Source organism: Burkholderia guangdongensis (genome assembly GCF_013403875.1).
Classification (GTDB): Bacteria; Pseudomonadota; Gammaproteobacteria; order Burkholderiales; family Burkholderiaceae; genus Burkholderia; species Burkholderia guangdongensis.
Genome location: NZ_JACBNX010000001.1, coordinates 566382 through 581016 on the forward strand (window position 1 = coordinate 566382; position 14635 = coordinate 581016).

At 68.0% G+C, this 14635-nt stretch carries 10 protein-coding genes; 6 read left to right on the plus strand and 4 right to left on the minus strand.

Features of this window, described 5'->3' with window-relative positions; all coding sequences use genetic code 11:
* Positions 1-97: 97 nt before the first annotated feature.
* From HZI36_RS02455 to HZI36_RS02470, 4 genes are all read left to right on the plus strand, one after another.
* Positions 98-841, plus strand: coding sequence for a gluconate 2-dehydrogenase subunit 3 family protein (locus HZI36_RS02455; RefSeq protein WP_179401004.1), 744 nt, complete (start codon positions 98-100; stop codon positions 839-841).
* Positions 841-2619: a GMC family oxidoreductase gene (locus HZI36_RS02460; protein WP_179401005.1), complete on the plus strand. Its 1779-nt coding sequence runs from the start codon at positions 841-843 to the stop codon at positions 2617-2619. Before HZI36_RS02455 ends, HZI36_RS02460 begins: the two co-directional genes overlap by 1 nt.
* On the plus strand, positions 2616-4070 hold the full coding sequence (locus HZI36_RS02465) for a c-type cytochrome (RefSeq protein WP_179401006.1): 1455 nt from the start codon (positions 2616-2618) through the stop codon (positions 4068-4070). Before HZI36_RS02460 ends, HZI36_RS02465 begins: the two co-directional genes overlap by 4 nt.
* A gap of 133 nt (positions 4071-4203) precedes the next feature.
* Positions 4204-5940, plus strand: a complete 1737-nt coding sequence (locus tag HZI36_RS02470) for a cation:proton antiporter domain-containing protein (RefSeq protein ID WP_179401007.1) — start codon at positions 4204-4206, stop codon at positions 5938-5940.
* On the opposite strand, the gene HZI36_RS02475 is transcribed toward HZI36_RS02470, so the two are convergent.
* On the minus strand, positions 5825-7675 hold the full coding sequence (locus HZI36_RS02475; RefSeq protein ID WP_179401008.1) for a peptidoglycan D,D-transpeptidase FtsI family protein: 1851 nt from the start codon (positions 7673-7675) through the stop codon (positions 5825-5827). The two genes, HZI36_RS02470 and HZI36_RS02475, sit on opposite strands and share 116 nt — an antisense overlap.
* 373 nt (positions 7676-8048) lie before the next feature.
* On the minus strand, positions 8049-8414 hold the full coding sequence (locus tag HZI36_RS02480) for a DUF3564 family protein (RefSeq protein ID WP_179401009.1): 366 nt from the start codon (positions 8412-8414) through the stop codon (positions 8049-8051).
* Positions 8415-8724: 310 nt separating this feature from the next.
* On the opposite strand from HZI36_RS02480, the gene HZI36_RS02485 reads away from it, so the two are divergent.
* Entirely contained in the window at positions 8725-9690 is a 966-nt protein-coding gene (locus tag HZI36_RS02485) for a cyclase family protein (protein ID WP_179401010.1), read from the plus strand.
* Positions 9691-9696: 6 nt separating this feature from the next.
* Entirely contained in the window at positions 9697-11376 is a 1680-nt protein-coding gene (locus HZI36_RS02490; RefSeq protein WP_179401011.1) for a class I adenylate-forming enzyme family protein, read from the plus strand.
* A gap of 152 nt (positions 11377-11528) precedes the next feature.
* Here the strand turns inward: HZI36_RS02490 and ilvD are convergent, their stop codons facing one another.
* Complete coding sequence (gene ilvD, locus HZI36_RS02495) at positions 11529-13388, minus strand: dihydroxy-acid dehydratase (protein WP_179401012.1); 1860 nt, start codon at positions 13386-13388, stop codon at positions 11529-11531.
* 111 nt (positions 13389-13499) lie between these two features.
* Complete coding sequence (locus HZI36_RS02500) at positions 13500-14426, minus strand: LysR family transcriptional regulator (RefSeq protein ID WP_179401013.1); 927 nt, start codon at positions 14424-14426, stop codon at positions 13500-13502.
* Between the last annotated feature and the right edge of the window lie 209 nt (positions 14427-14635).

Here is a 14635-nt window from a genome sequence, read left to right on the forward strand (position 1 = left end):
CGTTTGCCGGAGCAACGATTAACGTATAAAGGGTCACGACGGTGAATCCGTCGTATCCCGCGGCGCCCGGAGCGGTCCCAACGATCATCATCCGACTATGACCACGCCCCCCGAAAAACCGAGTTCGCGCCGCCAGTTCCTTCGCACGTCGGTCGCGCTCGTGCCGATCGCGTCGCTCGCCGGCTGCGACCGGCATGCTTCCCCGTCCGCCGGCGGCGCGCCGTCGTCGGCGTCATCGTCGGCCAGCGCGCCCGCTGAAGCGCGCGACTACAAGCCGGCGTTCTTCGACGCGAAGGAATGGGCGTTCGTGCAGGCCGCGGTCGACCGGCTGATTCCCGCCGACGCCGAAGGGCCGGGCGCGCTCGAAGCCGGCGTGCCCGAATTCATCGACCGGCAGATGGACACGCCATACGCGCACGGCGCGACCTGGTACATGCAGGGGCCGTTCCAGCAAGGTGTGCCCGAGCTCGGCTACCAGCTGAAGCTCGTGCCGCGCGACCTGTACCGGCTCGGTATCGCGGCCGTCGACCGCTTCTGCGAGAAGACCCACGGCAGCGCATTCGCGAGCCTCGACGCGGGGACGCGCGACCAGGTGCTCGGCGCGCTGGAGAAGGGCGGCGCGCCGATCGACGACGTGCCGCCGGCCGTGTTCTTCGCGCAACTGCTGCAGAACACGCACGAAGGCTATTTCTGCGATCCGGTCCATGGCGGAAATCGCGGGATGGCCGCGTGGAAGATGATCGGCTTTCCCGGCGCGCGCGCGGACTTCATGGATTTCGTCAACCAGAACGGCAAGCCGTATCCGTACGGGCCGGTGTCGATCAACGGGGAGCGCAGCTGATGGCCGCGCAGAAGAAGCCGCCCGTCGATGCGGTGATCGTCGGCTTCGGCTGGACCGGCGCGATCCTCGCGAAGGAACTGACCGAAGCGGGGCTGAAGGTCGTCGCGCTCGAGCGCGGCGAGTATCGCGACACGTATCCGGACGGCGCGTATCCGAACACGATCGACGAACTCACGTACAACATCCGCAAGAAGCTGTTCCTCGACCTGTCGAAGACAACCGTGTCGATCCGCCACACGAGCGCCGACACCGCGCTGCCGTACCGCCAGCTCGCGGCGTTCCTGCCGGGCGAGGGCGTCGGCGGCGCGGGGCTGCACTGGTCCGGCGTGCATTTCCGCATCGCGCCCGAGGAGCTGCGGCTGCGCAGCCATTACGAGGAGCGCTACGGGAAGAAGTTCATCCCCGAAGGGATGACGATCCAGGACAGCGGCGTCCGCTACGACGAGCTCGAGCCGTACTTCGATTTCGCGGAGAAGGTGTTCGGCACGTCGGGCCAGGCGTACAAGGTCAACGACCGGATCGTCGGCGACGGCAACGTGTTCGAGGCGAACCGCAGCGACGGCTTCCCGTTGCCCGCGCAACTGAACACGTATTCCGCGCAGCGCTTTTACGACGCCGCGAAGTCGATCGGACTGCATCCGTACCGGCTGCCGTCCGCGAACACGTCGGGGCCGTATACGAACCCGTACGGGGTGCAGATGGGCCCGTGCAACTTCTGCGGTTTCTGCAGCGGCTACGCGTGCTACATGTACTCGAAGGCGTCGCCGAACCTGAACATCCTGCCCGCGCTGAAACAGACGCCGAACTTCGAGCTGCGCACGAAGTGCCACGTGCTGCGCGTCGATCTCGACGACACGAAGACGCGTGCGACCGGCGTCACGTACGTCGATCCGTCGGGGCGCGAGATCGCGCAGCCGGCCGATCTCGTGATCGTCGCCGCGTTCCAGTATCACAACGTGCACCTGCTGCTGCTGTCGGGCATCGGCAAGCCGTACGACCCGGTGTCGGGCGAAGGCGTCGTCGGGCGCAACTTCGCGTACCAGAACCTGTCGACGATCACCGCGTTCTTCGACAAGGACGTGTACACGAACCCGTTCGTCGGCGCGGGCGGCAACGGCGTCGCGGTCGACGACTTCAACGCGGACAACTTCGACCACGGCCCGCTCGGCTTCGTCGGCGGCTCGCCGATGTGGGTGAACCAGGCGGGCGTGAAGCCGATCAGCGGGATCGCGACGCCGGCCGGCACGCCCGCGTGGGGCAGCGCGTGGAAGAAGGCGGTCAAGGACCACTACGCGCACACGATCTCGATGGACGCGCACGGCACGAACATGGTCTACCGCGACGTCTATCTCGATCTCGATCCGACCTATCGCGACGCGTACGGCCAGCCATTGCTGCGGATGACGTTCGACTGGAAGGACAACGACATCAAAATGGCGCACTACGTGACTGACCAGATGAAGAAGATCGCGCAGGCGATGGGGCCGAAGGCGATCGGCGTCTATACGCGCGAGTTCGGCGCGCGCTTCGACACGCGCCGCTATCAGACGACGCACCTCGTCGGCGGCGCGGTGATGGGGATGGATCCGAAGACGAGCGTGCTGAATCGCTACCTGCAGTGCTGGGACGTGCACAACGTGTTCGTGATGGGCGCGTCCGCGTTCCCGCAGGGGATCGGCTACAACCCGACGGGGCTCGCGGCGGCGCTCGCGTACTGGTCGGCGCGCGCGATCCGCGAGCAGTACCTGAAACATCCCGCTCCGCTGGTGAGCGCATGAAGACGATCGTGACAGGCATCGCGTGCGCCGCGCGTGCGCGACGGGTGTCGCGCGCGATCGCATGCGCGGCGGTCGGGCTCGCGGCGGCGGCTGCATTCGGGGCAGCCGCGGCGTCGGCGGCGGTCGCGGCATCCGGCACCGTGCCTGCCGTACCTGCTGCGCTAGCTGCGCTTGCCGTGCCTGCCGTGCCTGCCGCGTCTGCGTCCGACCCGCTCGTCGCGCGCGGCGAATACCTCGCGCGCGCGGGCGACTGCATCGCGTGCCATACCTCGGCGGGCGGCAAGCCGTTCGCGGGCGGCCTGAAGTTCGCGACGCCGATCGGCGGGATCTATTCGACGAACATCACGCCCGATCCGGACACCGGGATCGGCCAGTGGACGCTCGACGACTTCGACCGCGCGCTGCGCTCGGGCATGCGCAAGGACGGCGACACGATGTATCCGGCGATGCCGTATCCGTCGTACGCGCGGCTGACCGGCGACGACGTGAAGGCGCTGTATGCGTACTTCATGCGCGGCGTCGCGCCGGTGCATCAGGCGAACCGCAGGGTCGACATCGTCTGGCCGCTGTCGATGCGCTGGCCGCTCGCGATCTGGCGCAAGCTGTACGCGCCGGCGCCGAAGCCGTTCGATGCGAGCGCGTACCCGGATGCGATCGTCGCGCGCGGCGCGTATCTGGTGCAGGGGCTCGGCCACTGCGGCGCGTGCCACACGCCGCGCGCGCCGACGATGCAGGAACGCGCGCTGACCGACGCGGATGGCCCCGACTATCTGGCGGGCGGCGCGGCGGTCGACGGCTGGGTGCCGACGAGCCTGCGCGGCGAGCAGCGCACCGGGCTCGGCGGCTGGACCGACACATCGATCGTGCAGTTCCTGAAGACGGGCCGCACGCTGCATACGGCCGCGTTCGGCGGGATGACCGATGTGGTCGTCCACAGCATGCAGCACATGACCGACGAGGATCTGGCCGCGATCGCGCGCTACCTGAAGACGCTCGCGCCGCGCAATCCGGACGGCGCGCCGTACCAGTACGATGCGGCCGTCGCGCAGGCGCTGCGCGCGGGCGACGCGAGCGCGCGGGGCGCGGCGGTCTACCGCGACAACTGCATGGCCTGCCACCGCAGCGACGGGCGCGGCTACACGCGCGTGTTTCCGGCGCTCGGCGGCAACCCGGTCGTGCAGGACGCCGATCCGGCGTCGCTGATCCACGTCGTGCTCGAGGGCGCCGCGCTGCAGGGCACGCTCACCGCGCCGTCGACGTTCACGATGCCGGCGTTCGGCTGGCGGTTGTCGGACGAGGACGTGGCCGACGTCGTCACGTTCGTGCGCACGAGCTGGGGCAACGCCGGCGCGCCGGTCACGGCCGCGCAGGTCGCGAAAATCCGCAAGACGGTGCCGGCGACGCGTCCGGAGCCGCCGCCGGGCGCGCGCTACCCGCAAGCGACGGGCTGAGCGGTCGGCGGGCGGCGGCACGGCGCTCGCCCGCGGTGCTCGCCGAAGTACTCGCCCGAAGTACCACCATTTCCCGGCGCGATCCCTTATCCTCTCTACCTTACTAAACGTTTACGTTGCCAAGGGAGAGGGGATGCCTCATGACGTCAGCCTGATTGCGCTGCTCGCGGCCGGTTTTGGTCTCGCGATGCTGTTCGGATACCTTGCATCGCTGCTGAAGATGTCGCCGCTCGTCGGCTATCTGCTCGCCGGCATCGTGATCGGGCCCGGCACGCCCGGATTCGTCGGCGACGTCGCGCTCGCGCAGCAGCTCGCCGAGATCGGCGTGATGCTGCTGATGTTCGGCGTCGGCCTGCATTTCTCGCTCGGCGATCTGCTCGCGGTGCGCAAGATCGCGCTGCCCGGCGCGATCGTGCAGATCACGGTCGCGACGCTGCTCGGCGGTGCGCTCGCGCTGCTGTGGGGCTGGAACATGGGCGCGGCGCTCGTGTTCGGGCTCGCGCTGTCGGTTGCGAGCACCGTCGTGCTGCTGCGCGCGCTCGAAGGGCGCGGGCTCGTCGAAACCCTGAACGGGCGGATCGCGATCGGCTGGCTCGTCGTCGAGGATCTCGTGATGGTGGTCGTGCTCGTGCTGCTGCCGCCCGTCGCCGCGCTGCTCGGCGGCACGCACGCGGCGGGCGGCGCCGACGTATGGTCCACGCTCGGCATGACGTTCGTGAAGGTCGCCGCGTTCATCGCGCTGATGCTCGTCGTGGGCAAGCGCGTGTTTCCGCGTGTGCTGTGGCTCGTCGCGCGCACCGGCTCGCGCGAGCTGTTCACGCTGTGCATGATCGCGGCGGCGGTCGGCGTCGCGTACGGTGCCGCGAAGCTGTTCGACGTATCGTTCGCGCTCGGCGCGTTCTTCGCCGGGATGATGCTGCGCGAATCCGAGTTCAGCCGCCGCGCGGCCGACGAGACGCTGCCGCTGCGCGACGCGTTCTCGGTGCTGTTCTTCATCTCGGTCGGGATGTTGTTCGATCCGCGCGTGCTCGTCGACGCGCCGCTGCGCGTGATCGAGGCCGCGGCGGTCGTGCTGGTCGGCAAGACGCTCGCGGCCATCGCGCTGGTGCTCGCGTTCCGCTATCCGCTGAACACCGCGCTGACGGTCGGCGCGGGGCTCGCGCAGATCGGCGAATTCTCGTTCATCCTCGCGGGGCTCGGCCACGCGCTCGGGCTGCTGTCCGCCGACGGGTTGAGCCTGATCCTCGCGGTCGCGCTGATCTCGATCGCGCTGAACACGCTCGTGTTCGCGACGATCGAGCCGGCGCTCGCGTGGATTCGCCGGCATTCGGCGTTCGCGCGCCGGCTCGAGGCGCGCGACGATCCGCTCGCCGCGCTGCCGGTGTCGACGCCGCCCACGCATCTGACCGGGCAGGTCGTGATCGTCGGCTACGGGCGCGTCGGCGCGCGGATCGCACAGGCGCTCGACGAGCGCGGGATCGCGTACGTCGTCGTCGAGCAGAATCGCGAGACGGTCGAGAAGCTGCGCGCGGACGGCGTCGCGGCGGTGTCCGGCGACGCGGTCGAGCCGATCGTGCTCGTGCAGGCGCACGTCGCGCGCGCGGGGATGCTCGTCGTCACGCTGCCGGACGCGTTCGACGTGCGGCAGATCGTCGACACGTCGCGCACGCTGAATCCGTCGCTCGAGGTCGCGCTGTGCACGAACAGCGCGGACGAAGCCGAACTGCTCGGGCGCGATGGCATCGGCACGGTGTTCATGGCGGAGACGGAACTGGCGCACGGGATGACGGAGCATGTGCTGGCGCGGATGGGCGGAGGGGGCGAAGGGGACGAAGAGCAGCAGCGGCGGCGGGCGATGGCTGCGCATTGAGATCCCGCTCGACCGGCGCATCCGGCGGCACGCCGAGCAATTGCAGCGCGCCGCTCGTCACCGACGAGAACACCGGCCCGGCGACCGTGCCGCCGTAATATCCTTTGCCACCGGGCTCGTCGATCATCACTGCGACGATCAGCCGCGGGTCGCTCATCGGCGCCATCCCGGCGAACAGCGCGCGGTACTTGCCCTTCGCGTACGACGCGCCGACCTGCTTGCGCGCGGTGCCGGTCTTGCCGCCGATCCGGTAGCCGTCGACGCGCGCTGCGCGGCCGGTGCCGCCTTCACCCACCGCCATTTCGAGCATCGACCGGATCGCGGCGGCGGTCGCCGGCGTCGTCACGCGATGGCCGGGCGGCGCACCGTCGCCGGACGTGCCGGCGGTTCGCAGCAGCGACACCGGGTGCAGCACGCCGTCGCCCGCGTACGCGGTATACATCTGCGCGATTTGCAGCAGCGACATCGACAGCCCATAGCCGTACGCCATCGTCGCCTGCTCGATCGGCCGCCAGCGCTTGTACGGCCGCAGACGCCCGGACGCGACGCCCGGAAACGCGAGATCCGGCGCGTGGCCGATGCCGTATTCCTGATATTTGTCCCAGATCGTTCGCGCGGGCAGGTTCAGCGCGAGCTTCGCGAGCGCGACGTTGCTCGATTTCTGCAGCGCCTGCGCGACGGTCAGCGTGCCGTGGTTCGACGTGTCGTGGATCACGGCCGGCCCGATCTTGTACCAGCCCGGCGACGTGTCGATCACGGTCTGCGGCCGCACCTTGCCGGCGTCGAGCGACAGCGCGACGACGAGCGGCTTGATCGTCGAGCCCGGCTCGAACGTGTCGATCACCGCGCGGTTGCGCAGTTGCTGGCCGGTCAGCCGCGTGCGGTCGTTCGGATCGAAGCTCGGGTAGTTCGCGAGCGCGAGGATCTCGCCGTTCTTCGCGTCGAGCACGACGACGCTGCCCGCCTGCGCATGGTTCGCGACCACCGCGGCCTTCAGCTGGCTGAACGCGAGCTGCTGGATCCGGCGGTCGATCGTCAGCTCGATCGTCGCGCCGTGCAGCGCGGGCACGAGCGGTCGCGTGTCGGACACGATGCGGCCGAGCCGGTCGCGGATCACCTCGCGCTGGCCGGCGATGCCGGACAGGCGGCCGTTGGTCGCGAGCTCGACGCCTTCCTGCCCCCGATCCTCGACGTTCGTGAAGCCGACCACGTGCGCCGCCGATTCGCCTTCCGGATAGAAGCGCTTCGAGTCGGCGATCTGCGTGATGCCGTCGATGCCGAGCGTGTCGATGCGGCTCGCGGTGTCGGGGTCGATCTGGCGCTTGAGCAGCACGAACGAGCGGTCGTTCGCGAGGCGCCGCTTCAGCTCGGCGAGCGGCATGTCGAGGAGCTTCGCGAGCGGCGGATGATCGCGCTCGGCGACGCGCTTCGGGTTCGCCCAGATTTCATAGGTCGCGAGGCTGACCGCGAGCAGCGCGCCGTTGCGCTCGACGATGCTGCCGCGCGTCGCGCCGAGGGCGATCGTGCGCTGATAGCGCTTCTGACCCTGGCCGGCGTAGAAGTCCTGGTTCGCGACCTGCACCCAGAACGCGCGCGCGATCAGCGCGGCGAATGCGACGAACGCGACGATCACGATGAACTTCGAGCGCCACATCGGCAGCCGCGACGCGAGCATCGGGTTCTGCGTGCCGGCGGCGTACGGGGAGGCGGGGCGAGGTGGTTTTTTCACGCGCATGCGAGGGGTCGGTCCGGGCAGGGCGTGCGTCATCGCGCACGCGCAAATGACAGAATTGTAATGAAAAAGTAATTAAATTGTCGGGAAATCGGTATGCCGACTGGAACCGGGCGAGCGAAGGTGCAACGCGGAGGGCGGGAGGCTGGAGGACGGACGAAAGGACGAACGGATAGCGATGCGGACGGTCAGCGCGTTCCGCGATGGCGCGTTTGCGCACCATTCCCGAAATGCGCCGCAGCATTGTTGCGGTGCGCATTAAATGACCGTCAGGTTGGAATATAAAAAACGCCCCATAATGGAGCGTTTTTTAAAATCAGGGTATTAAGGAAAAATCCGCAATCTGATAAAAGGCGGAATCCCGGCTGAAAAGATTCTATCGATCGACGTGAATAAAACCTTCGTGCTCGGGCGCCTTGGTGCACGTATCGACGGCCTGCAGCCGCCATGCACCACGCGTGTGCCGGCCGGTGATCACGGCGGTGCCTTGCTCGCGCCGATTGTCGGCCGCACGCTGCGTCGCCGCATACGACAGCCCCTGGAGCCGGCAGACGGCCTTGCCGCTGTCGGCCGCGCACAATGCCATCGTGCCCTCGACTTCCTTGACCTTGCCCCACGTCGGCAGGTCGATGCCCTGATGTGCCTCGCGAGACCACAACCCTTCGTCGGTGTCGACCCACAGCACCGCGAAGGACTGACGGGTTGCTGAATCGTTGCCATTGATCCGAATGGTGAGGCGCATTGAATCGTCTCCTGTGAAAAATGACGTGATCGACCGTGTCCAAGTCCAACAGTCTAGAGAACGCATGGATAAATACAAGGCGCATTGCGGAATAACGATATCGCCGCGCCATCCGTTATCACGATGATCGATAAATAGCGTCCGATGAATGCCTTCGCAAGTATGCATCGCATGAATTGTCCGACATTCGAATGATTCATTTGTCTCATCTTTGACGACTGCTTACGCTAGCGGTCGGAGACGAGGCGGGTCTGACGAACGTCCGCCGAGGGCACGAACCCGGACAGATATCCCAAACAAGGAGAGATCGATGGAATCGAAAAACGTTCCGCAAGTGGCCGAACTGCTGCGCGATTCACCGAAGAACTGGGGCAAATGGGGGCCGGACGACGAGGTCGGCTCGCTGAACTATCTGACTCAGGCCGAGGCGCTGCGCGGCGTCGCGGCGGTGCGCTCCGGCAAGACGTTCACGCTGCAGATCCAGATGGGCCGCCCGGGCGGCGACCCCGTCTGGCCGGGCCGCTCGCAGGCGTGCCGGATGAACGTGATGGACAAGGGCCATTACATGTGCGGCAAAGGGCCGCTGTTCCCAGGGCTCGCCGAATACGCGGACGACATGATGATCATGTATCTGCAGGGCTCGACGCAGTACGACGCGCTCGGCCACGTCTGGTATGACGATCAACTGTGGAACGGCTACGACGCGAAATCGACGATCGGCGGCCTCGAGAAGGCGAGCGTGCTGCCGATCGCGGAGCGCGGCGTCGTCGGGCGCGGCGTGCTGATCGACATCGCGCGCCATCGCGGCAAGACGGTGCTCGATCGCGGCGAGACGTTCACGCACCGCGACCTGCTCGCGGCGGCCGAAGCGCAGGGCGTCAGGATCGAGAAGCGCGACGTGCTCGTGGTCCGCACCGGCTGGATCGGCGCGTTCTATGCGTGCGAGAACAAGGCCGAGTTCTACAAGGACTTCATCGAGCCGGGCCTGACGTACAGCCCGGAGCTCGTCGAGTGGTTCAAGGACATGGAGATCCCGAACCTGGTGACCGACACCATCGCGAACGAGGTCACGGTCGACCCGAACTCGGGCGTCGTGCTGCCGCTGCACAATGCGCTGATGCGGAATCTCGGCGTGACGCTGACCGAGATCGCGCAGCTCGATCCGCTCGCCGCCGACTGCGCGGACGACGGGCAGTGGACGTTCCTGTACACGGCGGCGCCGCTGAAGGTCGTCAACGGCAGCGGCGCGCCGGTGAATCCGGTGGTCATCAAGTAACCCGCCATGACGCCCTACGACAGCAAGCCGTGGCGTTCGAGCTACACGGCAGACCTCCCGGCGACGATCACGCCGGACTTCAACGACGCGTTGAGCCTGTTCCGTGCGGCGGTCGCGCGCGCGCCGCAGCAGTCCGCGATCCTGTACTTCGACGGCGCGCTGTCGTACGCGGCGCTCGACGCGCAGTCGGACGCGCTCGCGAGCGCGTGGCTCGAGCGCGGCTGCTCGCGCGGCGACCGGATCGCGATCTACCTGCAGAACCTGCCGCAGTTCGTGATCGCGCTCGTCGCCGCGTGGAAGCTCGGCGCGGTCGCGGTGCCGGTCAATCCGATGAACCGCGCGCGCGAGTTGCGCGTGTTGCTCGCCGATTCAGGCGCGCGGATGCTCGTGTGCCACGAGTCGCTGTACGCGGACGTCGTGCATCCGTTTCTGCTGCAGGAGGCCGAAGCGGCCGCGCGCGGCGAGCCGGCGGTGCAGACGGCCGTGATGACGACGTCCGAGCTCGAATGGCAGACCCGCAACGATCCGCGGCTGTTCTCGAACGCGCAGCGCCGGCCGGCCGACGGCGCGGAGGATCTGTCGACCGTGATCGCCGCGTACCGCGGCCGCCGGCCACCGCCGGTGCGGCTCGCGCCTGACGACGTCGCGATGCTCGTCTACACGTCCGGCACGACCGGCGTGCCGAAGGGCGCGATGAACACGCACGGCAACGTCGCGTTCAACGCGCAGGTGTACCGCGACTGGATCGGGCTGCGCGAGGGCGGGCCGATCCTCGGCGTCGCGCCGCTGTTCCACATCACGGGGCTCGTCGGGCACATCGGCGCGGCGTTCATCTGCGCGGCGCCGCTGATCCTCGCGTGCCGCTTCGAGCCGGGCGTGATTCTCGACGCGATCCGCGAGCACCGCGCCGAGTTCGTGATCGGCTCGATCACCGTGTTCATCGCGCTGATGAACCATCCGGGCGCGACGCGCGAGCATCTCGCGTCGATGCGGCGGATCTATTCGGGCGGCGCGCCGATTCCACCGAGCGTCGTCGACGCGTTCCGCGACCGCTTCGGCCTGTACATCCACAATGGCTACGGGCTGACCGAGACGAACTCGCCGACGCACTGCGTGCCGGTCGGCCGCGAAGCGCCGGTCGATCCGGCGTCGGGGGCGCTTGCGGTCGGCGTGCCGGTGTTCAACGTCGAGTCGTACATCGGCGACGACGAGGGCCGGCCGCTGCCGGTCGGCGAAGTCGGCGAGATCATCTCGCGCGGGCCGATGATCGTGCCGGGATACTGGAACAAGCCGGCCGAGAGCGCAAAGGCGATCGTCGACGGTTACTTCCGCACCGGCGACGTCGGCTTCATGGACGCGCAAGGCTGGTTCTATCTCGTCGACCGCAAGAAGGACATGATCAACGCGGGCGGCTACAAGGTCTGGCCGCGCGAGGTCGAGGACGTGCTGTATACGCATCCGGCGGTGCGCGAGGCGGCCGTCGTCGGCGTGCCCGACAGCTATCGAGGCGAGACCGTGAAGGCCGTCGTGAGCCTGAAGCCGGGCGCGCAGGCGACACCCGACGCGCTGGTCGCGTACTGCAAGGAGCGGATGGCCGCGTACAAGTATCCGCGGATCGTCGAGATCATCGCCGAGCTGCCGAAGACGGTGACCGGGAAGATCCTGCGGCGCGAATTGCGCGGGTGACAAAAAAGCCGCTCCGGAGAGCGGCCTGGACTGGGAGCGGCGGCGGAACGGCGGGGGGCGGCAGGCCGGCGCAAGGCCGGCCAGACCACAGGGTCGGCCATAGGGTTGGCCACCCGCGCCGGCCACCAGCGCTGACCACCCGCGCCGGCCGTTCAGTCGTCCAGCAGCGACAGATCGCGCACCGCGCCCTTGTCGGCCGACGTGACCAGCAATCCATACGCCTTGAGCGCGGCGGACACCTTGCGCGGACGCGGCTTCACCGGCTTCCAGCCGAGCGCGTTCTGCTCGTCGCGGCGGCGCGCCAGTTCCTCGTCGGACACCAGCACGTCGATCGTGCGATTCGGGATGTCGATGCGGATCCTGTCGCCGTTGCGCACCAGGCCGATCGCGCCGCCGGCCGCCGCTTCGGGCGAGCAGTGGCCGATCGACAGACCCGACGTGCCGCCCGAGAAGCGGCCGTCCGTCAGCAGCGCGCAGGCCTTGCCGAGGCCCTTCGACTTGATGTAGCTCGTCGGGTAGAGCATCTCCTGCATGCCGGGGCCGCCCTTCGGGCCTTCGTAGCGCACGATCACCACGTCGCCGGCCTGAACCTTGTCGGCGAGGATGTTCTCGACCGCCTCGTCCTGCGATTCGGTCACGTGGGCCGTGCCTTCGAACACGAGGATGCTGTCGTCCACGCCGGCGGTCTTCACCACGCAGCCGTCGCGCGCGATGTTGCCCGTCAGCACCGCGAGACCGCCTTCCTTCGAGAACGCGTGCTCGTACGAGCGGATGCAGCCTTCGGCGCGGTCGAGGTCGAGGCTCGGCCAGCGCGTGCTCTGGCTGAACGCGACCTGCGTCGGGATGCCGGCCGGGCCGGCCTGGTAGAAGGTCCGGACCGCGTCGTCCTGCGTGCGGACGATGTCCCACTGATCCAGCGCGTCCTTCATCGTCGCGGTGTGCACGGTCGGCACGTCGGTGTGCAGCTTGCCGGCGCGGTCGAGCTCGCCGAGGATCGCCATGATGCCGCCCGCGCGGTGCACGTCCTCGATGTGGTACTTGTTCGTGTTCGGTGCGACCTTGCAGAGCTGCGGCACGATGCGCGACAGGCGATCGATGTCGGTCATCGTGAAGTCGATGCCCGCCTCCTGCGCGACCGCGAGCAGGTGCAGGATCGTGTTCGTGGAGCCGCCCATCGCGATGTCGAGCGTCATCGCGTTCTCGAACGCCTTGAAGCCGACCGAGCGCGGCAGCACGCGCGCGTCTTCCTGCTCGTAATACTGGCGGGCCAGCTCGACGATCCGGCGGCCCGCGCGCTTGAACAGCTGCTCGCGGTCCGCGTGCGTGGCGACCACCGTGCCGTTGCCCGGCAGCGACAGGCCGAGCGCCTCGGTCAGACAGTTCATCGAGTTCGCGGTGAACATCCCCGAGCACGAGCCGCAGGTCGGGCACGCGGAGCGCTCGACCTCGGCCACTTCCGCGTCGGAATACTTGGTGTCGGCCGCGATCACCATCGCGTCGATCAGGTCGAGCTTCTTGACCTCGATCGCCTTCGTGACGGGATTCGCGAGACGCGTCTTGCCCGCTTCCATCGGTCCGCCGGACACGAAGATCACCGGGATGTTGAGCCGCATCGCGGCCATCAGCATGCCGGGCGTGATCTTGTCGCAGTTGGAGATGCACACCATCGCGTCGGCGCAGTGCGCGTTGACCATGTATTCGACCGAGTCCGCGATGATCTCGCGGCTGGGCAGCGAATACAGCATGCCGTCGTGGCCCATCGCGATGCCGTCGTCGACCGCGATCGTGTTGAACTCCTTGGCGACGCCGCCCGCGGCCTCGATCTCGCGCGCGACGAGCTGGCCGAGGTCCTTCAGGTGCACGTGCCCGGGCACGAACTGGGTGAACGAATTGACCACCGCGATGATCGGCTTCGAGAAATCGTCGTCTTTCATGCCGGTGGCGCGCCACAGCGAGCGCGCGCCCGCCATGTTGCGGCCGGCGGTCGAGGTTTTGGAACGGTATGTGGGCATTGTCGTTACTGAGGAAAGGTCGCAGAAAGTGAAAGCGGGCCACCGGAATAAAGGCCCGTCGCGCGCCCGTGCAAACAACCTCTTGAGTCGCGCCGCAGGCAAACCCGGCGATTATCCCATACCGCTCCGGGCGCGTGCTGGGCCGTCGAACGCCGCCATGACCCGCTGCCGGAACCACGCGTTGGCCGGATCCGCATCGGAATTCGCGTGCCAGTACAGATACGCGTCGCTCGACGCGTCGAACGGGCAGTCGAGCACCCGGTTGCCGAGCAGGTCGGTCAGCAGGCGCGCGTAGCGCTGCGGCATCGTCAGCAGCAGGTCGGTTTCGCTGACCACGCGGCACGCGGCGAAGTAATGCATGCAGCGCAGCCGCACGCGGCGCCGCGCGCCGAGCTTCACGAGCTCCATGTCCTCGACGCCGTGTCCGCGCCGCCGGCTCGTGACGAGCACGTGCTCCTCCGCGAGATACGCGTCGAGATCGACGCGCCGCCCGATGCGCGGATGATCGCGCCGGCACAGCACGACGAACCGCTCCGACGCGAGCGGCGCGCTGCGCACCGCCTGCGGAATCGGCAGCAGCACGTCGATCGCGACGTCGAGCGCGCCCGACAGCAGGTCCGCCTCGAGCGAGTGCCGATCGTGCTGCACGGTGGCGACGTCGATCGACGGCGCATGCTCGGCCACGTAATGCATGACGGGCGGCAGCACGATCGATTCGAACGAGTCGCGCACGCCGAGCGTGAAGCGCTTGACCGTCGATTCGACGTCGAACTGGCTGGTTTCGTGCAGCGTGCGCTCGAACGTGCGCAGGCCGTCGCGCACGCGCGCGATGATCGAGCGCGTGAACGGCGTCGGCACCATCGAATGGCCGTGGCGCTCGAACAGCGGGTCGCCGAGCAGCTCGCGCAGCCGGTTCAGCGCGTGGCTGACCGCCGACTGGCTCAGGTTCAGCTGCTGCGCGGCGCGCGTGATGCTCTCCTGCGCGTAGATGCATTCGAGCACGACGAACAGGTTCAGGTCGATTCGCGAGATATGCATGAAATGGGCGGAGTGAGGGCGATACTATTCATCTGCCGCATTTTAGACGCGTTCGCGCGTGCGTGCGCGTGTCGCCAGTCGCCGAACGCGATCGCCGCGCCGGCCGACGCGGCGGATGCACTACACTGGCGGGATTTTCGGCCCGCCGCGCCGCCCGTTCGTCGAGCTCATCGAGCATGTCGAGCGGTCGCGCCGATTTTCACGGACCC